Origin of the sequence: Rhizobium sp. BR 314, from assembly GCF_047445805.1 — a bacterium.
In the GTDB taxonomy this organism is placed as follows: Bacteria; Pseudomonadota; Alphaproteobacteria; order Rhizobiales; family Rhizobiaceae; genus Rhizobium; species Rhizobium lusitanum_B.
The window spans coordinates 41,542-63,200 of sequence record NZ_JARWLA010000007.1 but is presented as its reverse complement, the minus strand read 5'-3'; the positions used below and the strand labels follow the sequence as shown (position 1 = coordinate 63,200).

General features: G+C 58.4%; 19 protein-coding genes. 7 read left to right on the top strand and 12 right to left on the bottom strand.

Features of this window, described 5'->3' with window-relative positions; genetic code table 11:
- Positions 1–118: 118 nt before the first annotated feature.
- The 3 genes from QD461_RS12045 to QD461_RS12035 form a co-directional block, all read right to left on the bottom strand.
- Positions 119–1,588: a diguanylate cyclase domain-containing protein gene (locus tag QD461_RS12045; protein WP_414087986.1), complete on the bottom strand. Its 1,470-nt coding sequence runs from the start codon at positions 1,586–1,588 to the stop codon at positions 119–121.
- Positions 1,589–1,786: 198 nt separating this feature from the next.
- The gene (gene mntR / locus QD461_RS12040; protein ID WP_414087985.1) at positions 1,787–2,236 is read right to left on the bottom strand and encodes a manganese-binding transcriptional regulator MntR; all 450 of its coding nucleotides are present in this window, start codon (positions 2,234–2,236) and stop codon (positions 1,787–1,789) included.
- A 106-nt stretch (positions 2,237–2,342) separates the two neighbouring features.
- Complete coding sequence (locus QD461_RS12035) at positions 2,343–3,653, bottom strand: Nramp family divalent metal transporter (RefSeq protein WP_414087984.1); 1,311 nt, start codon at positions 3,651–3,653, stop codon at positions 2,343–2,345.
- A gap of 536 nt (positions 3,654–4,189) precedes the next feature.
- On the opposite strand from QD461_RS12035, the gene QD461_RS12030 reads away from it, so the two are divergent.
- Positions 4,190–6,127 (top strand): methyl-accepting chemotaxis protein, encoded by a 1,938-nt coding sequence (locus tag QD461_RS12030; RefSeq protein WP_414087983.1) that lies wholly within the window; start codon positions 4,190–4,192, stop codon positions 6,125–6,127.
- Between the two features lie 103 nt (positions 6,128–6,230).
- On the opposite strand, the gene QD461_RS12025 is transcribed toward QD461_RS12030, so the two are convergent.
- The 8 genes from QD461_RS12025 to QD461_RS11990 all read right to left on the bottom strand — a co-directional run bounded on the left by QD461_RS12025 (position 6,231) and on the right by QD461_RS11990 (position 14,112).
- Positions 6,231–7,235 (bottom strand): anion permease, encoded by a 1,005-nt coding sequence (locus tag QD461_RS12025; protein WP_414087982.1) that lies wholly within the window; start codon positions 7,233–7,235, stop codon positions 6,231–6,233.
- Positions 7,235–7,876 carry a DUF47 domain-containing protein gene (locus QD461_RS12020; RefSeq protein WP_414087981.1) on the bottom strand — a complete coding sequence of 214 codons (642 nt, stop codon included), beginning with the start codon at positions 7,874–7,876 and terminating at the stop codon, positions 7,235–7,237. The genes QD461_RS12025 and QD461_RS12020 overlap by 1 nt, the downstream gene beginning before the upstream one ends.
- Before the next feature lie 110 nt (positions 7,877–7,986).
- The gene (locus QD461_RS12015) at positions 7,987–9,054 is read right to left on the bottom strand and encodes an LLM class flavin-dependent oxidoreductase (RefSeq protein ID WP_414087980.1); all 1,068 of its coding nucleotides are present in this window, start codon (positions 9,052–9,054) and stop codon (positions 7,987–7,989) included.
- Positions 9,055–9,126: 72 nt separating this feature from the next.
- Positions 9,127–9,981: an ABC transporter permease subunit gene (locus QD461_RS12010; protein ID WP_414087979.1), complete on the bottom strand. Its 855-nt coding sequence runs from the start codon at positions 9,979–9,981 to the stop codon at positions 9,127–9,129.
- Complete coding sequence (locus tag QD461_RS12005; protein ID WP_414087978.1) at positions 9,978–10,766, bottom strand: taurine ABC transporter ATP-binding protein; 789 nt, start codon at positions 10,764–10,766, stop codon at positions 9,978–9,980. Before QD461_RS12005 ends, QD461_RS12010 begins: the two co-directional genes overlap by 4 nt.
- Positions 10,767–10,823: 57 nt before the next feature.
- Entirely contained in the window at positions 10,824–11,837 is a 1,014-nt protein-coding gene (gene tauA, locus QD461_RS12000) for a taurine ABC transporter substrate-binding protein (protein WP_414087977.1), read from the bottom strand.
- Positions 11,838–12,161: 324 nt separating this feature from the next.
- Entirely contained in the window at positions 12,162–12,905 is a 744-nt protein-coding gene (locus QD461_RS11995) for a CDP-diacylglycerol diphosphatase (RefSeq protein ID WP_414087976.1), read from the bottom strand.
- A gap of 304 nt (positions 12,906–13,209) precedes the next feature.
- Positions 13,210–14,112 carry a LysR family transcriptional regulator gene (locus tag QD461_RS11990; protein ID WP_414087975.1) on the bottom strand — a complete coding sequence of 301 codons (903 nt, stop codon included), beginning with the start codon at positions 14,110–14,112 and terminating at the stop codon, positions 13,210–13,212.
- Positions 14,113–14,298: 186 nt separating this feature from the next.
- On the opposite strand from QD461_RS11990, the gene QD461_RS11985 reads away from it, so the two are divergent.
- From QD461_RS11985 to QD461_RS11970, 4 genes are all read left to right on the top strand, one after another.
- Positions 14,299–15,606, top strand: coding sequence for a purine-cytosine permease family protein (locus QD461_RS11985; protein ID WP_414087974.1), 1,308 nt, complete (start codon positions 14,299–14,301; stop codon positions 15,604–15,606).
- 2 nt (positions 15,607–15,608) lie between these two features.
- A complete protein-coding gene (locus QD461_RS11980) occupies positions 15,609–16,322 on the top strand; it encodes an SDR family oxidoreductase (RefSeq protein ID WP_414087973.1) in 714 nt (237 codons plus the stop codon).
- Positions 16,319–17,359 carry a DUF917 family protein gene (locus QD461_RS11975; protein ID WP_414087972.1) on the top strand — a complete coding sequence of 347 codons (1,041 nt, stop codon included), beginning with the start codon at positions 16,319–16,321 and terminating at the stop codon, positions 17,357–17,359. The genes QD461_RS11980 and QD461_RS11975 overlap by 4 nt, the downstream gene beginning before the upstream one ends.
- Before the next feature lie 222 nt (positions 17,360–17,581).
- Positions 17,582–18,433, top strand: a complete 852-nt coding sequence (locus tag QD461_RS11970; RefSeq protein WP_414087971.1) for a PhzF family phenazine biosynthesis protein — start codon at positions 17,582–17,584, stop codon at positions 18,431–18,433.
- Between the two features lie 121 nt (positions 18,434–18,554).
- Here the strand turns inward: QD461_RS11970 and QD461_RS11965 are convergent, their stop codons facing one another.
- Complete coding sequence (locus tag QD461_RS11965; RefSeq protein WP_184707995.1) at positions 18,555–18,860, bottom strand: hypothetical protein; 306 nt, start codon at positions 18,858–18,860, stop codon at positions 18,555–18,557.
- Between the two features lie 421 nt (positions 18,861–19,281).
- On the opposite strand from QD461_RS11965, the gene QD461_RS11960 reads away from it, so the two are divergent.
- Complete coding sequence (locus tag QD461_RS11960) at positions 19,282–20,274, top strand: MsnO8 family LLM class oxidoreductase (protein WP_414087970.1); 993 nt, start codon at positions 19,282–19,284, stop codon at positions 20,272–20,274.
- Positions 20,275–20,299: 25 nt separating this feature from the next.
- Positions 20,300–21,649 (top strand): LLM class flavin-dependent oxidoreductase, encoded by a 1,350-nt coding sequence (locus QD461_RS11955; RefSeq protein ID WP_414087969.1) that lies wholly within the window; start codon positions 20,300–20,302, stop codon positions 21,647–21,649.
- Positions 21,650–21,659 lie beyond the last annotated feature (10 nt).

The following is a 21,659-nucleotide window of genomic DNA, read 5'->3' as shown; positions in this document are numbered from 1 at the left end:
AAAACTCCGTGTGTCCGCAAGGCCAAATGAGACGCGGCGGATTTTTGTTCCCGCTTGCCGGACATTTGGCCGCTGGCCTTCCGGTCATTTGCAAAGACAAAAATGCAGGGTGCCGACTTCAGGCACCATGCTTTGCGTGATGCATATCCACCTTGGCTACCGCCGCATGATGGGCCTTCTTGTGCTCGTACATTCCCAGATCGGCCCGTTTCACAGTGGCCTCTATGGTTTCGCCCTGCAGGCTGGTGGCGACGCCGACCGCGACGCTGAGAGGCGCGCTGGAATAGAACTGATTGTTGATCTTCAGCAGTTCATTGATGGTGTCGACCATGGCAGCCGCTGCCATTTCATCGGCTCCCGGCATCAGAACAGCGAATTCATCGCCGCCGATCCTGGCGGCATGATTTGGCTGGGACACCACGCTGGAGAGTACTTCTCCCATGCGCCGTAGTAACGAATCGCCGGCATCGTGCCCGCTCTCGTCATTAGCCTCCTTCAGACCATTGAGATCGATGACGATGGCAGAGACTGGCCGCAGGGATTTGCGCTCCAACCTGTTGACCTCATCCATGTAGAAGGCGCGATTATAGAGCCTGGTGAGTACGTCGTGCTTGCCTAGATATTCGAGATAGGCCTCGGCCTTCTTACGCGCGGTAATATCCGTCAGTGCGACCTGAACCAGCGACCAGTCGTGTTCATGGCCCGGGAAGACGGAAAACTGCAACAGAACGTGGCGTTCGGAGCCATCGAGGGCGTAGTTCAGCACTTCGCGCTGATGGAAGAGGCGGTCGTTCCACAATTCCACGAGCTGACCGCGAAAATGCTTCTCCATATCGTCGCGGAAGACTTCGCCGATCCGTTGGTGCAAGGTCTGGCGGTCCGGCGCGCAGAACAGATCCAGTGTGGCCTGATTGACGTCGAGCACGCTGATCTCGCTCATGCACTGCTGCACGAACTCGGGGTGCACGTCGAGGAAGACCTGAAAGTCGATGATGCCGCGCTTGCGGATGTCGTCCAGCAGGATTTTGATGCGGCTGAAGTCCTCGACCCAGAGCGAGACCGGCGAATGTTCGAACATTCCCTCCGCGTAGCGGCGCTGGCGTTCCTCCTCGCGCCGTGCTTCCTCGCGTGCTGTCACGTCTTCGGTTGTCAGTAGCAGGCGGTCCCAGGAGGCCTCGTGTCCCGGCAGGATGACGGCGCGAAGCTGGATATCCAGTCTGCGTCCGCCCAGCGTGTAGTTGATTGCCGTGCTCGAAAACTCCGTCTTTCCTTCCCAAAGCGCTACCAGCTCATTCACGTGGCTTTGAAGCATCTCGCCTCGGAAAATATCGGAAAGCCCGCCAACCAAAGCTTCGAAAGAATGCGCCTCAAACAGGTCCAGGGCTTTAGCATTGACGGCGAGGACGCGGATATTCTGCGAGCAGGTCGCCACGCGGCGCAGGTCGGCTAGCAAGAAAGAGCGCAGGTCGCTGACCCCTTCGCTGCGCCAATGTTCGAATTGCTCCTTGATTCCGCTGAAATCCTCCAGCCACATGGCAACGGGAGCGAGATCGAATATGGCGGAACTAAAATCCTGGGCGTTCATCATGATTCCCTGTGCCGGTCGGATAGGCGGAATGCAAAACAATGGGACCGGCGGTTCGCTAAATTCTGCCTAGCGAATATTCGTAAAACTTGCGTTGATACCGGCTGATTGGTCAAGTCAGGCAATTGTTCGTGGACTAGTTTCAATTCATTCTTGTTGAAACTGTGCCAAAAATGGCTCTTTGGTCCCGCCTTGTGGTCATCATGTCTTCAGGAAGCGTTCAAAAGCTTCCAAAGTCTTCTCGCTGACGTGATGTTCGATGCCCTCGGCGTCGTTTCTCGCGGTGTCGGGATCGACGCCCAGACGGCAGAGGACGGCCTCGACGACCTGATGTCGCCGCCGCGTCGCCATGGCGAGCCGATGTCCTTCCTCTGTCAGGAAGACGCCGCGGTAAGGGCGCTGGGTAATGAGGTTTTCTTCCGCCAGCCGCTTGAGCATTTTTGCCACGGTAGGCTGGGTTACCCCGAGCCGCTGTGCGATGTCAGTCTGACGCGCCTCACCGGCATGTTCTATCAGGTCGGCAATGAGCTCGACGTAGTCCTCCATGAGCTCCGTGCGCCGGTCATCGCGGCTTTTCTGAAACGCCTCGACATGCGTCTCGACTTCGGTGGAGGCGAGGCGGCTTTCCAGGGCGGGGGGTGGTTTCGTCAAGGCGGCTTACCCTCATGAGATTAAGAGTCGTGTAATGACGTTTAGCCTTGACTATAAAGAATGCAACTCCGTTATGAAACTCCGGTCTCCGATCCTCAGATATGGATCAGCCGTTGCCGAAGCCGGGAATCGGGATGCCGAAAGTCTGGAGGAGCAGGATCGCGTTTAGGCCGAGAATGACGATCGTTCCGCCAATTGCCGCGATATCGGTCAGCCTGCCGTTGGCGAAGTTGCCCATGATGGCGCGGTTTCGGGTGAACATGACGAGCGCGATCATCGGAATGGGTAGCGCGAAGGATAACACGACCTGGCTATAGACGAGCGCCTCCGTGGTGTTGACGCCCATGAGGACCACGACGAATGCCGGGAGCATCGTCACGAGACGGCGTATCCAGACGGGAATGCGGAAGCCGACGAAGCCTTGCATGATCATCTGCCCGGCCATGGTGCCGACTGCCGACGACGAGATGCCGGAAGCCATGAGGGAGATCAGGAAGATGCTTGCCGCCGCCCCGCCGAGCAGGGGTGTGAGGGTGTGATAGGCGCTTTCGATCTCGGCAACGTCGGAATGGCCCGCATGGAAGGCGGCCGATGCCATGATCACCATGGCCATATTCACCACTCCGGCGACGGCGAGCGCAATCACGCATTCCCAATTCGAAAAGAAGACGAGTTTCCGGCGCTCATTGTCGTTGCGGCCCGGAGCACGATGTTGAGTGAGGCCGGAGTGCAGATAGACGGCGTGTGGCATAACGGTCGCGCCAATGATGCCGACTGCGATGGTCAGGGCCGTAGAATCCGGGATCGACGGCAAGATCGTGCCGAGAGCTGCCTGACCCCAGGCAACGGGAGCAATGAACATCTCGGCGATGTAGCAAAGGCTGATGATGGCAACTAGGCCGCCGATGATCAATTCCATGGGTCGAAAGCCGCGCTTCTCCATCAACAGCACGCCATAGGTCACCACTGCGGTGACCGCCATGCCGGCGATGAGCGGCATCTGGAAGAGGAGCGAGAGGCCGATTGCGCCGCCCAGGAATTCTGCCAGGTCCGTCGCCATCGCGGCGATTTCACTGACGACCCACATTGTATAACGGACGGGTGCTGAAAATTCGTCACGACAGAGCTCTGCAAGATTGCGGCCGGTGACGATGCCAAGTTTTGCCGAAAGCGCCTGAAAGAGCATGGCGATAAGGTTCGCCACCAACACGACCCAAAGCAGAGAATAGCCGTAACCGGAGCCCGCCTGGATATTTGTCGCGAAATTGCCTGGATCCATGTAGGCAATGGAAGCAATGACCGCCGGGCCTGCGAAAAGAAGGGCGGATCGGAACCCACGGCGCCTGCCGGCCAGAACTTCGCGAATCTGCGTATCTGTACGTTCCGACAGGGTCTGCCGGGCAATCGAGTCTGTCATGGGGCTTCTCCAGCTCGCTGCAAAAAATATAGCCCGGGCTAAATTTATGTCAATATACCATTATTGAGAGTTGGTGCTAATCCCTGCTGGCCGACGGCCGCCTGCGACAAGAAGCGAGTGCCTCATCTTCGTGTACGGGTGAATACGAGGGGCTCTGGTTGGGTAGAGGGAAATATATTGATCTTCTTTGAGGTTATTCTTGTTTTATGCAGCACAGGAAAGTATAGATTCGTCGTTGTTTAGCATTGAGTTTAAACGCAAGGATTGAAATGAGAATATCCTTGCAATTCTTGATTATCAAAATCCGCATTATTAGAATATTATATTTATAGCATAATTAAATTTATGTAATATTTCGTTATTTTAACCGATTCATCAGTCTATTATGTTCTTGTTGCTTTGCAGCGCCGTTGGCGGTGAGCAGGACGCTCTTTATCTGCGATGCCCCCGACTCCCCCACGGCAGGCAATCATCGGCGCGGGCGCATTCTGCGGCGTGCACGCGATTGTCGGCTCTTCACCGAGAGCAGGCAAATCATGTCATTTCTCCAGAATGCCAAAATCAGGACGAAAGTACTCTCCATCATCATCCCGATCTGCCTGATTGGGGTTGCAAGTGTCTTCTTTATATCGAGCCAGTATAAGGATAGCGTTGGCACCTATTCGAATTTCATTTCGAAGGATGAGACCGCGGCCGTCGAGATGTCCAGAGCCAGCCAGCGGGTGACAGCACTGAGTTACAATGCCTATCAGATCCTGGTCTACAGCACGAAAGACCCGGAGATGGCGACGTTTTCGAAAGATTACGACGAGAACAAGAGCGTTCTTCTCGCTCGCTTTGCGACGGTTAAGCAGTTGATTCCCGACGAAGCTGACGCGATCGAGAAGCTGGCGGCGAAGGCAAATGACATTGTCGCGCTGACCGATCGGGCCGTGAAGGCTGGGCTTGTCGATGACAACGATACGGCCACCAAGCTTCTGAAGCAGGCCGACCCGCTCATCAAGGAGGAGGTCCTTGCCGTTCGCCACTGGCTCGATACCTTCAACGACAACATCAATGCCAAGAGCGATAGACTTGACGAGCATGCGTCAAGTACGATCACCGATACGCTTGTCGCACTTGGTCTCATCTTTGCTGCGGCAATCCTGATTGCCATTCTCGTTTCCGCCCGTGGTATCACCCTGCCGATTGAGCGACTACGAGCCCGTATGGTATCGCTTGCCGACGGGCATACGGACGAACAGATCGCAGGCCTTGGCCGCAGGGACGAGGTTGGTCAGATGGCGGCAGCAGTCTCTGTATTTCGCGACAATGCGCTTGAACGTATTCGATTGGAGCAGGAAGCTGCCGCAGGGCGAAGCCTCTCTGAACGGGAAAGACTGGAACGTGAGGCGCAGAAGGCCAAGGACGCGGCCGATACCCAATTCGCCGTTGATGGGCTGGCGAGCGGCTTGTCTGAGCTTTCGAATGGCAACATGGTCTATCGCATCGAGAAGCCTTTCGTCGCCCACCTCGATCAGCTGAGGACGAACTTCAACGCGTCGATGGCAAAGCTTGAGGAGACGCTGCGCGCGGTCGGTCAGGGCGGTCAAGCGATCGCAGCCGGCGCCAGCCAAATCCGCTCCGCGGCCGACGATCTTTCGAAACGCACGGAGCAGCAAGCGGCCTCGGTAGAGGAGACCGCTGCGGCACTCGAGGAAATCACCACCACGGTCAAGGATTCCACCCGCCGGGCGGAAGAGGCGAGCTCGTTGGTCGGGCGAGCCCGCGTCGGCGCCGAAAAGTCCGGCGAAGTCATGCGCGAGGCGATCGCCGCCATGGAGGCCATCTCGAAATCGTCGAGCGAGATCAGCAACATCATCGGCGTCATCGACGATATCGCCTTCCAGACAAATCTGCTCGCTCTCAATGCAGGGGTTGAAGCAGCACGAGCTGGCGAAGCCGGCAAGGGATTTGCCGTCGTTGCTCAGGAAGTGCGTGAGCTTGCCCAGCGTTCGGCAAAGGCTGCCAAGGAAATCAAGGCACTGATTTCGACGTCCGGCCAGCAGGTCGACAGCGGCGTGGATCTCGTGTCGCGAACTGGGCAGTCGCTTCAGCAGATCGTCAAGGAAGTCGAAGATATCGATCGCAATGTCCGTGCGATCGTCGAGGCCGCGCGTGAGCAGGCAACCGGATTGCAGGAGATCAACACTGCGGTCAACACCATCGATCAGGGCACGCAGCAGAATGCAGCCATGGTCGAGGAGTCCACGGCTGCGAGCTACAGCCTGTCCAAAGAAGTCACTGCCTTGAACGAGCTGCTTGGACAGTTCGCGCTCAATGGCGGCCGCGGCCAGTCACGACCCGCAATGGCGACGGAGCAGTCGAAAGCCGCCGCTTCGCCGGCGCGTTCGCTGCGGTCACGTATCGCCGGTGCGTTTACGGGCTCGGGCGGCGCGACTGCCGCTGCGGCCTCCTCATGGGAAGAGTTTTGATGCCGGACATGTGCAATTGCCAATAAGCAATTGATAACAAGAAGTTTAATGACCGCGGCTTTGCAAGTCGCGGTCATTTTCGTTCATCGTCGCTTCTGCTTGCTTACCTGAAAAGCTGCATGCCCCAATAGGAAAGTGCAGAGATCGCTGCTGCCGCCGGCAGTGTAATGATCCAGGCGATCACGATATTGCCCGCGATACCCCAGCGTACCGCCGAAACGCGACGAGCGGCACCAACACCAATGATGGCGCCGGTGATGGTGTGGGTGGTGGATACCGGTATGCCAAGCCAGGTCGCGGCAAAGAGCGTCAGCGCGCCGCCAGTCTCCGCGCAGAATCCCTGCATCGGATTGAGACGGGTAATCTTCGAGCCCATCGTGTGCACGATCCGCCATCCGCCAAACAGTGTACCGAGCGCCATGGCTGTCTGGCAGGAAAGCACGACCCATAGCGGAACATGGAAGGAACCTCCGCCATATCCTTGGGAATAAAGGAGAATGGCGATGATGCCCATGGTCTTTTGCGCATCGTTGCCGCCGTGTCCCAGCGAATAGAGCGACGCCGAGAAGAACTGCAGGATGCGGAATGTGCTGTCGACAGCAAAGGGTGTCTGTCGCACGAATAGCCAAGTCACGATCAGGACGAGGAATAGCGCCAGGATAAAACCGATCAAGGGTGACATCACGATAGCGCCGGCCGTCTTGAAGACACCGAGCCAGACGATCGAGCTTACGCCGACCTTGGCGAGGCCGGCGCCGATCAACCCGCCGACCAGCGCATGCGACGAGCTGGAGGGTATCCCAAATATCCAGGTGACGATGTTCCAGACGATCGCTCCCAGCAGTGCGGCGAAGATGACGGAGGCATCGACGATGCTCGGATCGATAATGCCGGTTCCGAGCGTCTCGGCCACATGCAGCCCGAAAAAGAGGAAAGCGATGAAGTTGAAGAACGCTGCCCACAGGACCGCATATTGCGGCCGCAGGACACGGGTCGACACGATGGTAGCGATGGAATTTGCTGCATCATGAAGCCCGTTCAGAAAGTCGAAGAACAAGGCAGTGGCGATGATCCCTATCAGCAAGGGAAAGGCGAGGGTGGCCTCCATCAGACGCTCTCGAGCACGATGCCGTTGATCTCATTGGCGACGTCCTCGAAGCGGTCGACAACCTTCTCCAGTTCGCCGTATATCTCGCTGCCGATGATAAAGGCCATGGCATTGGAGGCGCCGTAATTGCGGAACAGATTCTTCAGTCCCTGGTCGTGGAGTTCGTCGGCGCGACCCTCCACCTTGACGATCTCTTCCGTGAGATTGGCAAGCTTGGAGGCATTGGGGCCCATGCGATCGAGAAGAGGAACGGCCTCGGCGACGAGATGCGCGGCTCTGACGATCACTTCGCCCATCTGCTGCATGCCGGGATCGAAGCTTTTCTGCTCGAACAACCGGATGGTTTTCACCGTCTTGTGCATCATGTCGATGGCGTCATCCATGGACATGATGAGATCCTTGATGTCGCCGCGGTCGAATGGCGTGATGAAGCTGCGCCGCACCGCAAGCAGCACATCGCGCGTGATGCCGTCAGCCTGATTTTCAAGCTCTATGATCCGCCGGCCTTTCGCGTCGATGTCCTTGCCGGCCAAAAGTTCGTTCAGGGCTTCAGCAGCGCCGACGATCGTGCGCGAGTGCTGCGCGAAGAGATCGAAAAAACGATCCTCGCGCGGCATGAGTTTGCGAAACCAGCCTAACATCAAAACTCCATGCATTTATTGTCATGAAACCGTCATAATTGACGGAGCGCGGCTTGGAAAGTCGCGTGTTCTCGATGTTCTGTGGGTAGAGCTAACGGCTGTTTAGGTAATCAGTCGAGTAGAAGGGGCAGCAATTGATCCCCCTGGCGCTGAATTTCCGTCAGGTAGGGCGTATCCGACAGGACGAAATGCGTGATGCCCAGCTCTCTGTATTTGCGCAGCGAGCGGGCAACCTCTTCTGCCGACCCAACCAGCCATGTGGTCCCGGCGCCGCCGCCACCGAATTTGCCCGGTGCGGTGTAAAGGTTATCGTCGAGTACATCGCCGCGTGCATTGAGGTCGAACAAGCGTCTCTGTCCGACTGCAATGGACTGCCGGTGATCATGCCAGCCTGCGCCGTTATCTTCAGCCATCCCGGCGACTTTTGCTTCGGCGTCCGCCCACGCTTGTGCGCTGGTCTCGCGCACGAGCGTGGTGATGCGCAAGCCGAATTCCAGCGGAGCGAGATTGCGATCGAGCGCCTTGCTCAGCGACTTCAAGCGCTCGATCCGTTCGCGTACGCCATCAAGCGGCTCACCCCAGAAGAGCTGAACGTCCGCCTCGGTGGCCGCCACGCTTTCGGCCGCCTCCGAAGCGCCGCCGAAATAGAGCTTGGGGTGCCTGCGCTCGCCGCGAGCCTGAATCCGCGGCGCTGCCGTTGATTCGGCAACGCGGAAGTGTTCACCCTCATAAGTAACGTTCTCTTCGGTCCAAAGCTTGCGAACCAGCCGCATGAATTCCCGGGTGCGGGTATATCGCTGCGCTTGATCTCCCTCGCTGTCGCCATAAGCGGCGAGATTGTCCTTGCCGGAGACTATGTTGACGCGCACGCGGCCGCCGCTCAGCTGATCCAATGTGGCGGCCGCGGATGCGAATTGTGCAGGCCGCCAATAGCCGGGGCGAATGGCGATCAACGGCTCGAAGCTTGTGGTTCTTGTGGTAAGAGCGGTGGCAACGGTGAAGGTATCAGGCCGCCCCCAGCCGGTGCCGATCAGCGCGCCTTTCCAGCCATGCTCTTCCAGCGCCTTGGCGTGGTTCGTCAACGTTTCCAGGCTGTTGTGGCTTTCGACTGTGGAGTCGCCTCGATGGCCGGGCTTCGTGTCATTGGGAATGTACCAGAGAAATTCGCTGCTGCTCATGACCATGCCTGCATGTATTGGATGGGAAGGTATCGCCGCGACGGAGATGGGTGACACCCGTCCATCATGCGCTCAGAGTTTGCCCTTCCACGGAACGAGAACTGCTTCGAGAATGCGGATCGTCGCCGTGAAGGCAAAGGCGCAAAGGGCGATTATGCCGATGCCGACGAAGACGACGTCGGTTGCAAGGAATTGTGATGCCGACATGATCATGAAACCGATGCCGCGCGTCGAGGCGATGAGTTCCGCCGCCACCAGCGTTCCCCAGCCAATACCGAAGGCAATTCGGACCCCGGTCAGGATCTCCGGCAAGGCCGAAGGCAGAACGATGGAAAGGAAGAGCTGCAGCCGGCTTGCACCGAGCGAACGCGCTGCATTGACACGCTCGAGAGGAAGCGAGCGCACACCGGCCTGAGCGGACAGGCAGATCGGCGCAAACATGGCGAGTACCAGCAGGGTGATCTTGGAGGTTTCGCCGATGCCGAGCCAGATGATCATCAGCGGCAGGTAAGAAAGTGGAGGCAGCGGCCAGTAGAATTCGATCGGCGTATCCAGAATTCCCTTCGCCCAGCGGCTAAGGCCCATCAGCAGGCCGACGGGAATGCCGATCCCGATCGCAATCGCCGCCGCGACGATGATGCGAAACAGGCTTGCGATTATGTGTTCCGAGAGTGATGCGCCAGCATAGCCATCGCGGTAGATGACGCTGATTTGCGTCAGGACTTCGTCGGGCCGCGGGAGAAAGAGATGAGAGACCAGGCCGAGCTTGGAGACTAACCACCAGGCGCCCAAAAAGACAATTCCGGTTACGAGGCTGATCGCGATTGTCGGCTTCGCACCGACGCTGAATCCGGGCATGCGAACCAGCTTTGCTTTTACTTCCGGCGAACGGACAGAAACGGGGCGAGTGCCAGTAATGTCGGTCATGCCGCGCTCCTGATATTGTCTGCATTGTGAAGGATCGCGCGAATTTCCTCTCTGAGTTCGGCAAATTCGCGGGAAGTGGTGATCGACCGCGCATCGCCGTGGGCGGCCAGACGATGCACGAAATCGAGATTGAAGCGGGCGACGACCCGGCCCGGTCGCGGCGACATCACCAGCACCTCGGTGCCGAGAAACAGGGCCTCTTCGATCGAATGGGTAATGAAGAAGATCCGCTTGTTGGTTCTGGCCCAGATGGAGATGAGTAGTTCCTGCATCTGCTCCCGCGTCAGGCTGTCGAGCGCGCCGAAGGGTTCGTCCATCAACAGAATGTCCGGTTCGGTTGCCAATGCGCGGGCGATGCCCACGCGCTGACGCATTCCGCCCGAGAGTTCATAAGGCGTTGCGTTGGCAAAATCCGTCAGCCCGACCAGACGGAGCAACTCCAAAGCACGCTCACGCCGTTCGCTGCGTCTCAGGCCCGCAAACTGCAGTCCAAGCGCGACATTGTCGGCGACGGACTTCCACGGCAGCAGCGAATCTTTCTGGAAGACCACGCCACGATCCGAGCCCGGACCGGAGACAGACCTACCATCAAGCGTGATGGATCCTTCGGAAAGCGGCAGGAAGCCGGCGATCGCATTGAGCAGGGTGGATTTGCCACAACCGGAAGAACCTAGGGCAACCACGATGCCGCGTTCGGGGATATTGAAGGAGACGCGATCGAGCGCGTGAACGGTTCTCCCGTCCTGCGCTGCGAAGAATACACTGGCGTGATCGACTTGAAGCATGGCTTTTTTCCCGAACGTTCGACGCCGGCGCGACAGGCACGCCGGCGTCAGGGAGGATCAGTTGCTTGCGCTCACGAGCGCATCGGCTGTTACGAAGGCGCCATAGCTCGGCAGAACGTCGGAGACCTTGCCCTGGCCCTTCAGGAAGGTTGCCGTGTCCTTCAAGATTTTCGCCGCTCCCGACTTTTCGCCGCCACCGAGCCAGTCGGCCGATGCCTGTACGTCGGGTGTCAGGAGAGTAAGGTTCTTGAGCGCGGCTGCCTGCTGATCTGCAGTTCCGCCGAGCAGTTTGGCAAGTGCTTTTGCGTTGTCACTCTCCGGCCCCCAAGCCGCCTTGTCCGCGGCGAAAGAGGCATAGTATTTGTTGATGACGGAGGCATAGGCCTTCAGGAATTGCGGGTTGTCGGCTGCGAATTTCGATGTTGCCACCCAGGCGGAAAAGGTCGGCGCGCCCTTTTCGGCGACGTCCTTTGACGTGACGAGGACCTTGCCGTTTTTCTTCAATTCGCTCAGCGCCGGATCCCAGACGAAGCCGCCGTCAATATCGCCGCGATTGTAGCTGGCCACGATTTCGGGCTGCGGGACGGCGAAGACCTGCACATCCTTTTCTGTGAGGCCGAGCGACTTGATGAGTGCGAGCAATTGGTAGTGGTCGGTCGAAACCGGTGCTGCCGCGAGCTTCTTGCCCTTCAGGTCGGCGAGGGTATTGATGCCGGAGCCGTTGCGCACCACAAGCGCTTCGTCGATACCAGAGATGGACGAGAGGTAGAAAGCCTTGACCTCAAGGCCGCGCGATGCGGCGGCTGCAAATGGGCTCGAGCCGACATAGCCGATTTGGACATCGCCCGATGCGATGGCGGCAAAGATCTCGGCTCCCGAGTTGAATTTGCGGAAGTCGATCGTGTAGCCGGTCTCCTTGGCGAAATCGCCGTTGGCAATGGCGACGGAGGAAGGCAGCGCATCGGTTTGATAGCCGACAACGACCTTCTTGTCGGCCGCATTTGCGGCAACCGCGATCGAGATGCTGGCGAGACCGAAGGCGGCCGCGGCGACGAGTTGTTTGAATTTCATATCTGTCCCCTTTGCCGGGCGTCCATTTCCGGCGGTTCCCTGACTTCAATGGACGAAGCCTAGCGACAAGAACGGGGTGATCGATAGAAATAACAAACTATTTTTATAGACTATAAGGGGAATGGTTTGTCAAATTGGCGCTCACGATGGAGTCTATGCATTTTGAAGGATGAGACGTGGCAAGGAACGAAAGTAAGATACTGGCATCGGATGCGATGCCGAACTTCTTTCGAGCTCTACGCTTCAGCAAAGGTTCGTCCCTTGCTTTCTCCCATCCATGCTGCATGGATAGATATCAGGAAAGTCGCAACGGCTTGCCGGGCGTTAGGATTGGCACTTGGGATCGATCATGTCCTCTGCAGATCCATGAGATTTGTTTTCTCCCATGATCCTCGCCAGAATATAGAAGCCGCGCTGACCGTCCGGCAATGTCGAGCCGAAGACGCCAACGACAACGTTCTCCATGTCCGAGCGGGCTCCCTGCAGACCGTCTGCCACCAGCTTCAGAGGGTTCAGATTTGTGAGGTCGTCAGCCTTGTGGAAGAGAGCCCACCAACCGGCTCTGGTCTTCAGGCTTGTAAACCTGTCACTTACGATTTCTGCGGCATGTGTCTTCAAGAGCGCGCGAAAGCGGGGCGTCTCGCACCCCATATGGATGTGGAGCCGATCCTGTGTGCGCCAATTGGCGGCGTTTATCGCGAGCGCAAAACGCTGCGATAAAACTCCTTCCTCGCGCAGGCCGGTGCCGGTCGATTGCTCCCGCCACGCCTCATCAAAATAGTTCGGTGCTCCTGCCGTCAGAAGTCGGGGGTCTTCGATACCGGGCACGTCGGCCAGTGGCGCAAGAATCGTGCGTTCCTTGTCGGTCGGCTCGCGCAGCACCGCGTAGGAAGACAATGGGTCCTGTGCCTGAACGACTTTGAGGCACGGATACGGCGATCCCGTGAGGGTGGAATTGATCTCGCAGGCTCTGACAACCAACCCCAAAGCGGAGCGGCTGACGAATGAGCTCATGACGATAACTGCGACGGCGAGAAAGCCAATAAGAACAACGGGACGATACTTCATGCGTGATTTCGTATTTTTGCTCACAAGCCGATCATTTCCAAAGACCTGATTGTCATCATACTCCAACTTCAATGTCTTTTGATAGGCGAAGAGAAGCCGCTGGCGCCAGGATTCTGGCCAGGCCACCGTTGCGGCTGGCGAAACATTGATATCTCCAGACTCATTGTCTGGCAAAGCGGTAGGAATGCGCAACCCTTCTCCAAGGACATCTATCGATCCGCAGGGCGCCGACGAGCAAATGCGTTTGTCCGGATGTGCAGCCCTATGGACGATCGCCGTCAATCTCGACCGTTTCGAGAGGCCGTTAAAACTGTCGAAAATGTGAGACAAGCAAGTCGGTCAGCACCCGTGTTCTCAGATTCATGTCACGTCGATGTGGCCATACGGCCTGAATGGGCAATCCGTTCGGAGCGAAGGCTTGCATGACAGTCACGACAGTTCCTTGTTTCAAGGCATCGGCGACAAGCCATTCGGGGAGTTGCGCCACGCCGAATCCGCGCAAAACGCAGTCATAGATTGCATCATAGCTGCCGACGTTGAACGTGCCGGAAACGTCCGTCTGCCGGACGAGGCCGGTCTCATCGGCCAGTAACCACGGCGCCCGCCCGTCGCTTCGCGAATAGGTGATGCAGTCGTGCCCCGCAAGGTCGGACACGGCTTCTGGTGTACCGCGGCGGGTGAGATAGTCGGGCGATGCGCAGATGACGATGTTCTGCGTACCCAGGCGACGCGCGACCAGATCGGCGCTGTTTCCGACGTTTCCAATCCGAACGGCGAGATCCATGCCGTCTTCCACCAGGTCGGTGAGCCGGTTTGAGAAGCTGACATCGAAGGTCAGCATGGAATAGGTCTGCGACAGCTCCAACAGAATCGGCATGATTACCTTGCGGCCCAGCAGTTCCGGCAGGCTGATCTTGAGCCTGCCGGCGGGTTCGCGCGTTCTGGAGGTCAAGGTTGCTTCTGCGGCTTCGAGCTCATTGAAGGCGCGCTGACATGCCTGCAGGAACAGCGCGCCATCTTCCGTCAGGGTCATTTGGCGCGTTGTGCGGTGAAACAGGCGTGCGCTGAGCCGCGTTTCAAGCCGCGCTACTGCCTTGCCGACCGCCGAGCTCGTCAAGCCGAGCTTTGCACCTGCATCCGAGAAATTCTCGCTTCTGGCGGCCTGCATGAACGTACGGATCGCCGTCAAATGCTCGCTGGAAATCATGTGTCTCCCTATAACGGAATTAAATTCCGATATATTGAGAGTAATTGGATAAGCTGAGAATTGAAAGAACGATTAATGTCTGTTCCGCGTGCCGGGCTCACGGTGCGAAGAAAAAGGGAACAGACAATGGAAAATCGGCCAGACATAAATCACGATCTTGATGACTTTACCCTCACTCGAGTACCGATGAGTGCGCGTTATTCCTGGCTCTCGGTTGCGATGCAGCGGTTTGGCCAGCTCTCATGCCTTTCTCAATTCATGGTCGGTGCACTGCTCGGCTACGGCATGACCTTCAAGGACGCCTTTCTGGCGCTGACCTTGGGGGCGGTCATCCTGGAGATCGTTTCGATCTTTGTCGGCATCGCAGGGCAAAGGGAAGGAATGAGCACGGCGATGCTGGCCCGTTGGACCGGGTTCGGACGACACGGCTCCAGTTTGCTGTCGCTGGTCATAGCCATCAGTCTCGTCGGCTGGTTTGCTGTTCAGAATGCAATATTCGCTTCCGGAATGCAGTCCCTGACGGGCGGATTGCCATTTTGGGGCTGGGCCGTGGCGTGTGGTCTGGCGGTTACTCTCGTCGTCACCTTCGGCTTCTCTGCAATGGCCTGGTTTGCCTATGTCACGGTTCCGGCATTTCTGGTGCTGGCGGGCTGGTCGATCGCTTCGGCACTCTCGACCCATTCACTCCAAAGTCTGATCAATTCTGATGCTCCCGGCCCGGCACTGAGCCTAACCGCGGGGGCGACCATGGTTGCGGGCTCGTTCATTATCGGCGCGGTTGTTACGCCTGATATGAGCCGGTTCAACCGCTCCGCATTTGACGTCGTCAAGCAAACCGTGGTCAGCATCACATTCGGGGAATATCTGGTCGGTCTTATCGGCGTTCTGCTCGCGCACGCCGTAGGCAGCGCGGATGTCGTCAAGATCATCGTCACGACAACGAGCTTTGTGGGCATCATTATCCTGGTCGCCTCGACGGGGAAGATCAATGACTGGAATCTGTACTCCGCCTCGCTCGGTGTCGTGAATTTCTTCCAGAGCGTTTTCGGCATTTCGGTCGGCCGCACGACAGCAACGCTCGTCATCGGCGCGTGCGGGACCCTGTTGTCGATTTGGGGCGGCCTTCAGCAGTTCACCGGATTCGTCATTGTGCTGGGCGTCGCCATTCCTCCCGTTGGAGGGATCATGATCGTGGATTACTTCGTCCTGCGTCGGCAGAGGGCTCTGTTGGACCGTTCGGCTATCCATGGACTGGCGCCGGACGCAAGCGAAGCCTGGAATCCCGCAGGTCTGTTCAGCTGGGCCATAGGCTTCCTCGTCGGCTTCTACATCAGTGTCGGCATCCCCTCCATAAACGCGCTTTGCGCCGCCGGACTTTCCTACTGGCTGATCCAGCGGGTGCTGGTGCCATTCTACGCAAAGCTTACATCGCGCACGCCCAAAGGCGATGGCGACATTCAGGCATCGACCAACCACTCGTTCAACAAGGACTGAATATGCTTACCAACAAGACAGTTGCCATTATCGGCGGCACCTCCGGCATCGGCTTGCGCGTCGCGGAGATCGCCATTTCGCTTGGAGCCTCCGTCGTCGTCGGCGGCCGGAACGGCGAGCGCATCGAAAAGGCGGTCCAACGTCTGGGTTCCTCGGCACGAGGAGCTGAGGTCGACAATCTCAATCAGGCCTCGATCAAGGCTTTTTTCGAGGCGGCTGGGGCAATCGACCATCTTTTCACGCCAGGAGCGTCTTATGCGCGCGGCCGAATAGATGAAGTGACCGACGAAGTGGCGGAAAGCTCGTTCAAGTCGAAGTTTTGGGGGCAATATTACGCTGTCAAACATGCTCTGCCTCACCTAGCAAAGGACGGTTCCATCACGTTGATGGCAGGTGCCTATAGCGTGCGTCCGGCGCCGAACGGTGCCGCCTATGGCGCCTGCAATGCCGCGATTGAGGGCCTCGGCCGTTCGCTTGCTGTGGAATTGGCGCCGGTGCGGGTGAACGTCGTATCGCCCGGCACGATTGACAGCGACCTATGGCAGCGCCAGCCGACGGAACTGCGTGATGCGTCCTTCTCGTCCTATAGCGACGTTGCACTGCTGAAGCGTGTCGGCACCACGGATGAAGTGGCTGGTACGGTGGCCTTCCTCATGCAAAACACGTTCATGACGGGATCGACGCTCTATCCGGACGGCGGGTTTGCGCTGAGATGAAACGGACGCTGACATTAGACGACATCGAACCGGCCGTCCTGGGAGGAGCCATTCTCGGCGGCGGAGGAGGAGGATCGATCGACGAGGGACTACGCTCCGCGAGACTGGCATTAGAGGCGGGGACCCCGCAACTGTGGAGTCCGGGGGAGATATCAGCGGAGACGCTTTGCGTCACGGTCGCACTCGTGGGGGCGCCTTCGTCTCCGCGGGCCCATGTTCGTGCGGCTCATATGCTGCGGGCTCTCACACAAATTCGGCAGGTGGAGCCGCGAATTGCTGCCATCAACACCAATGAGAACGGAGCTGAGACAACCGTCAATGGCTGGCTACAATCCGCCTTGACCGGATTGCCGGTGCTGGACCTTGCCTGCAACGGCCGTGCTCATCCAACGGGGTTGATGGGGGCATTGGGGCTCCACAGAATGGAAGGCTACCGCTCGCAGCAGGCCTATGCAGGCGGCGACAGCGAGCATTTTGTCGAAGGCTTGCTGTCCGGAACGCTGGAGAGAGCGGCCAACATCGTTCGCGGTGCTTCCGTAGAAGCGGGCGGACTTGTGGCCGTCGCCCGCAATCCGGTGCCGCTTTCCCTTGCAATCGATAACGGTGCGCCGGGTGCGATCAGCCAGGCGATTGGCGTTGGGCGGGCGCTGCTCGATGGAGGCGTTGAGGCCGTTGTACGGCACATGGAAGGTGAGATCGCCTTGGAAGGGGAGGTAATCGACTATCAATGTGAACGGCGCGACGGCCTGGACATCGGCCATGCGACCATTTCCACGAAGGCGAAGCTGCGCTTCATCAACGAGTTCATGACCTTCGATATCGATGGTCATCGGATAGCGTCCTTTCCAGATCTCATCATGACCTTCGACGAGGAGGGGCGCCCCGTTGTGTCCGCAAGGATAACCAAGGGGCAAAGACTGACAGTCATCGCCGTCCCTCGCGCAAAGCTCCTGCTGTCATCGACGATGGCAATGCCCGAGTTGTTCGAGCCGCTTGACCGCATACTGGCGGCCAGCCCCGGCGAGAGATCGTTGTGATGGCGCGAATGCCGTCGGCAATTTTCGCTTGTGGTTTCAGGTATCTGCCCACCGGCGAAGGCTCTGCTGTCAGATATCGCAGTCTTGGCCGGTCTTCAGCGTTTAATGCAGATCTGGAGATTTGCATCGAGATCGGCGCCGAAACGCGATAGACACTTGCCTACGCCGTGAAAGCCTGCTTGGCCAAGCGGGATTCCAAAGACGCAGGAGAGGTGCGATTCCATGCAAGGGAAACAGACGCTGACGTTGGGCTTTCAGCAGGTCGATGTGTTCTCGTCCCAACCACTGCGCGGCAACCCGCTCGCTGTTGTCATGGATGCGGATGATCTGGCGGATGGGCAGATGGCGGCCTTCGCAAACTGGACGAATCTCAGCGAAACGACGTTTCTGCTCCGTCCGCAAAATCCGGAAGCGGATTATCGTGTCCGGATATTTACGCCTCTGACGGAGCTGCCTTTCGCGGGGCATCCGACCCTTGGCAGTTGCCATGCGTGGCTTGCTGCACAGGGCGAATTTCAGAGGAGGGATATTGTTCAGGAGTGCGCAGCCGGTCTCATTCGCGTGCGCAAGTTCGAGGACGGTCTGGCTTTCGCAGCTCCGCCGCTCATCCGGCAGGGTGATCTTGAACCGGCCTTATTCGAGCAAGTGCTGAATGGCCTTCATCTTTCGCGCGAAGATGTCGTCGCGGCGCAATGGGTGGACAATGGTCCCGGTTGGCTGGCGTTGCTTTTGAGAAGCCGCCGGGAGGTTCTTGCGTTGAAACCCGATTTCCGTGCGATCTCCGGCATTCGGGTCGGGGTCTGCGCGCCATGGCATCCGCAAGACGATGGCAGGGATGCCGACTTCGAGGTGCGGGCGTTTACGGCCGCAGGCTTCGAAGATCCCGTCACCGGCAGCCTCAATGCGGGCATCGCATGCTGGCTGATTGGCAGCGGCATTGCCGCAACTGTCTATACGGCAGCGCAGGGGACTGTTCTCGGGCGTGAAGGGCGAGTGCGTGTGATCCAGGACACCGACGCGATATGGGTCGGCGGAAACGTGACGACCTGCATAACGGGAACGGCTTCGTTTTAGCCCGGGCTACAAGCGGTCGGCACGACGCCAACAACAGGCGCCTTGCTTGGAGTGTCGGTGGGAGGAAAGGTTCAGTGTTCGGTGGGCCGGCGGATTGACAACAGCTTGCTCCGGCTGGGGATTATTTGGACTTTATAGTCTCTCCGCCCAACGCTCTGCCGATAGTCGATACTGAACCCTTACTCTGTCGGCTCGCTCCGAGGTCGTTTTCGTCGAAGGCGTGCCGGCGCAGGAGGGCGAAGAGCGCTTCATTCATTCGAGCGCCATCCAAGAGCTCGGGATTGTCGCAGATGATGTTGATGGTTCGCTGCACGACGCGGTCCGCGGCGGCATCGGAATCGACCAGTTTTCCGGCCCATACGCGCAGAAGAGCGCGAAGTTGCGGATCCTGTGGCGTGTCTGAGGAATGCGAAAGGGGCACGCTCACTCCTACTATCCTTGCAAGCGGTTGGATGAAAACCGTCGATCACCATCGCCCATCGGATCGGTTAGCGACCAATTCATAGTCTCGCTTTGGTGCGCGAGTCCAGATCCAATCAGGAGCTTTCAGTGGAACGAGATCTAAGGTTACGCCAAAGCGAGCATCAAGCCAAGCCGCCCGGTTGGGCAAATTAAGTGTGAGACTCCGAGCTACCCATCACCGCAAGTCGACCGAGTTCTTCACCCGATCCCGCTCCAAGTGACATTCGCTGCGGGCTTATCTACTACCATATGATGAAATGCTTATTTTTTCCGCAATGAGTGGAAGAAAGAGAAAGCCGTTTCTTAAATTCCGTAAAATCTATGCTTTTTATAGACTATAGCTTTGATGGTCGGCATCGAGGCAGTTATGGATGAAACGAAACGGCATGTCCTATCTTCTCAGCCTTCTCGACAAGAGCCCTATCGAGCAGGGGCTTAGCGCCACCGATGCTCTGAGCGTTACCACCCGCTTGGCCGTCAGAGCCGAAGAGCTTGGCTATCATCGCTTCTGGGTCGCCGAACATCACAATATGGCGAACCTGGCAAGCTCGGCACCGGAGGTGCTGATTGCCTATCTCATTGCCAGAACCTCGAAGATCCGTGTCGGTTCCGGCGGTGTCATGCTGCAGCACTACAGTGCTTACAAGGTCGCCGAAGCATTCAATCTTCTGGCTTCGCTGGCGCCTGGCCGCATCGACCTCGGCGTTGGCAAGGCGCCAGGCGGCTTTCCGCTATCGACGCGGGCATTGCAAGTCGCCGTTGATCCGGAAAGGAAGCCGAGCTTTGCCGAGCAGCTATCCGATCTGAACGGCTATCTCGCCGCAGAACCCCAGTCCGAAGGTGCCCTAGCGACACCGTTTCCCCCTCGCGCAGCAGAGCGCTTCCTCCTCGGCGCAAGCGTGGAGAGTGCAGAACTTGCCGCTGACAAGGGCTGGACGCTAGTTTTTGCCGGTCATCTGAACGGCGATCCGGAAAACCTGCGCAGGACCTTCGAAGCCTATGAAAGGGCAACAGGCGGCAAGGTTCCAATCCTGGCGCTGGCCGCTTTTGCCGCCGAAAGCGAGGCCCATGCCCGTGAACGTGTGGGGCAGCTTCGTATCGTCAAGCTCTTCCTGCCGAATGGTCAGAGCGTCAATGTCGGAAACCAGGAACAGGCGGCGGAATTCGCCCGCCAGGCCGGTGTCACGGATTACCGGACCGAAGAGAAAGTGCCGAGCGTGCTGCACGGCACGGCCGCCCAAATTCGCGCCGAACTCGACGCGCTGCATCGCAGCTACGGCGTTGAGGAGTTCGTACTCGACACACCGGCGCTGACGGCCGCCGAGCGGCTCGCCTCGATCGAATTGCTCGCCAAAGAGCGCCTTTCCCTCGTTGCCTGAACGGCACGTCCCAGGAGGATCTATCATGGTTCAGAAACACGTCACTTTCGGTATCATGCTGCAGGGGCCGGGCGGCCATATGAACGCCTGGAAGCACCCGAGCGTACCGGTCGATGCCAGCACCAATCTCGACTTTTTTGTCAAGACGGCTCGCAAGGCGGAGGATGCGGGCATTGCCTTTGCCTTCGTCGCCGACGGACTCTACATCAATGAGCAGTCGATCCCGCATTTCCTCAACCGGTTCGAGCCGCTGACGATCCTTTCGGCGCTTGCCGCCTATACGACGAAGCTCGGTCTGGTCGGTACGGTTTCGACGTCCTACAGCGATCCCTTCACAATCGCCCGCCAGTTCGCCTCGCTCGATCTCATCAGCGGCGGTCGCGCCGGCTGGAATGCCGTGACCTCGCCACTTGAAGGATCTGGCCGCAACTACAGCCGCGAGCATCCCGAGCATGAACTGCGCTACGAGATCGCCGACGAATATCTTGATGTCATCAAGGGCCTGTGGGACTCCTGGGACGACGATGCCTTCGTGCGCGACCGTGAAGCGGGAGTGTATGCCGACAAGACCAAGCTGCATCGCCTGAATCACAAGGGGCGTTTCTTCCGCATCGAAGGCCCACTCAATATTGGCCGCTCCAAGCAGGGCCAGCCGGTGGTGTTCCAGGCCGGTGCTTCCGATTCCGGCATTCGGCTTGCCGGCAAGCACGCCGACGCGGTCTTCACCAATGGCGGGCCTCTCGATGACGCCAAGGTCTTTTACAAGCAGGTCAAGCAGAGTGCGATTGCGCATGGCCGCAGCGCGGCCGACGTCGGCATCTTCCCGGGCATCGGTCCGATCGTCGGCGCAACGCAGGAAGAGGCGGAAGCCAAGTATCGCCAGATCCGCGATCTCGTGACCATCGAGGAGGCTCTTGCCTATCTCGGCCGCTTTTTCGATCACCATGATTTCAGCGTCTATCCGTTGGACCAGCAGTTTCCCGATCTCGGTGATATTGGCCGCAACAACTTCCGCGCCACCACCGATCGCATCAAGAAGACGGCTCAGGAGAAGGGGCTTACGCTGCGCGAGGTCGCGCTTGACGCGGCGACGCCACGCACCTCCTTCATTGGAACGGCCGAGCATATCGCAAACGAGATCATTCGCTGGGTCGATCAGGAAGGCGCTGATGGCTTCATCCTGGGCTTTCCTGTCATCGGCGAAGGCTTCGACGATTTCGCCAAATATGTCCTGCCTATCCTCACGAGCCGCGGCTATTTCGATCCGGAGCTGAAGGGGGACACGTTGCGCGACCATCTCGGTCTGCCGTTCCGGGAAAGCCGTTATGCCGCGGATGCCGATCGTGTCGAACCCGCAAAGGCCGTTGGCGCCTGAGCCGGGACCG

Excerpts from the sequence above, each read along its gene's own strand:
- QD461_RS12045 (WP_414087986.1), bottom strand. The coding sequence starts at position 1,588 with ATGATGAACGCCCAGGATTTTAGTTCCGCCATATTCGATCTCGCTCCC.
- QD461_RS12035 (WP_414087984.1), bottom strand. The coding sequence starts at position 3,653 with ATGACAGACTCGATTGCCCGGCAGACCCTGTCGGAACGTACAGATACG.
- QD461_RS12030 (WP_414087983.1), top strand. The coding sequence starts at position 4,190 with ATGTCATTTCTCCAGAATGCCAAAATCAGGACGAAAGTACTCTCCATC.
- QD461_RS12025 (WP_414087982.1), bottom strand. The coding sequence starts at position 7,235 with ATGGAGGCCACCCTCGCCTTTCCCTTGCTGATAGGGATCATCGCCACT.
- QD461_RS12020 (WP_414087981.1), bottom strand. The coding sequence starts at position 7,876 with ATGTTAGGCTGGTTTCGCAAACTCATGCCGCGCGAGGATCGTTTTTTC.
- QD461_RS12015 (WP_414087980.1), bottom strand. The coding sequence starts at position 9,054 with ATGAGCAGCAGCGAATTTCTCTGGTACATTCCCAATGACACGAAGCCC.
- QD461_RS12010 (WP_414087979.1), bottom strand. The coding sequence starts at position 9,981 with ATGACCGACATTACTGGCACTCGCCCCGTTTCTGTCCGTTCGCCGGAA.
- QD461_RS12005 (WP_414087978.1), bottom strand. The coding sequence starts at position 10,766 with ATGCTTCAAGTCGATCACGCCAGTGTATTCTTCGCAGCGCAGGACGGG.
- tauA (WP_414087977.1), bottom strand. The coding sequence starts at position 11,837 with ATGAAATTCAAACAACTCGTCGCCGCGGCCGCCTTCGGTCTCGCCAGC.
- QD461_RS11995 (WP_414087976.1), bottom strand. The coding sequence starts at position 12,905 with ATGAAGTATCGTCCCGTTGTTCTTATTGGCTTTCTCGCCGTCGCAGTT.
- QD461_RS11990 (WP_414087975.1), bottom strand. The coding sequence starts at position 14,112 with ATGATTTCCAGCGAGCATTTGACGGCGATCCGTACGTTCATGCAGGCC.
- QD461_RS11985 (WP_414087974.1), top strand. The coding sequence starts at position 14,299 with ATGAGTGCGCGTTATTCCTGGCTCTCGGTTGCGATGCAGCGGTTTGGC.
- QD461_RS11980 (WP_414087973.1), top strand. The coding sequence starts at position 15,609 with ATGCTTACCAACAAGACAGTTGCCATTATCGGCGGCACCTCCGGCATC.
- QD461_RS11975 (WP_414087972.1), top strand. The coding sequence starts at position 16,319 with ATGAAACGGACGCTGACATTAGACGACATCGAACCGGCCGTCCTGGGA.
- QD461_RS11970 (WP_414087971.1), top strand. The coding sequence starts at position 17,582 with ATGCAAGGGAAACAGACGCTGACGTTGGGCTTTCAGCAGGTCGATGTG.
- QD461_RS11960 (WP_414087970.1), top strand. The coding sequence starts at position 19,282 with ATGTCCTATCTTCTCAGCCTTCTCGACAAGAGCCCTATCGAGCAGGGG.
- QD461_RS11955 (WP_414087969.1), top strand. The coding sequence starts at position 20,300 with ATGGTTCAGAAACACGTCACTTTCGGTATCATGCTGCAGGGGCCGGGC.